The 388-nt window shown below is 67.8% G+C and carries 1 protein-coding gene; it reads right to left on the bottom strand.

What is annotated here, in order from left to right:
* Positions 1 to 388: LLM class flavin-dependent oxidoreductase (locus AC07RN_RS21490; protein ID WP_478337303.1), on the bottom strand; the 388-nt coding region annotated here is incomplete at both ends.

The following is a 388-nucleotide window of genomic DNA, read 5'->3' on the forward strand; positions in this document are numbered from 1 at the left end:
GCGTGAAACCGGCGGGCAGGATCGCGTCGTACCGGCGCGGAGAGAAGAACACCGGGAACCAACCGTCCGCGATCTCGCAGGCCAGGTCGATGTTCCGCGGGCCGATCGCGGCAAGGTAGATCGGAAGATCCGCTCGGCGGGGATGCAGGATCAGCTTCAGCGGCTTGCCCAGGCCGGTGCCGTCGCTACCGGTGTACGGGATGTCGTAGTAGGTGCCGTGGTGCTCGAGGGGGGCCTCGCGGCGAAGCGCCTCGCGGACCACGTCGACGTACTCGCGGGTTCGCTTCAACGGCTTGCCGTAGGGGATTCCGTGCCAACCCTCGACGACCTGCGGTCCCGACATGCCGAGTCCCAGGCGGAAGCGGCCGTTCGACAGGTGGTCCATCGT

The sequence above is a fragment of the Lelliottia sp. GFLA7 genome, assembly GCF_056490165.1.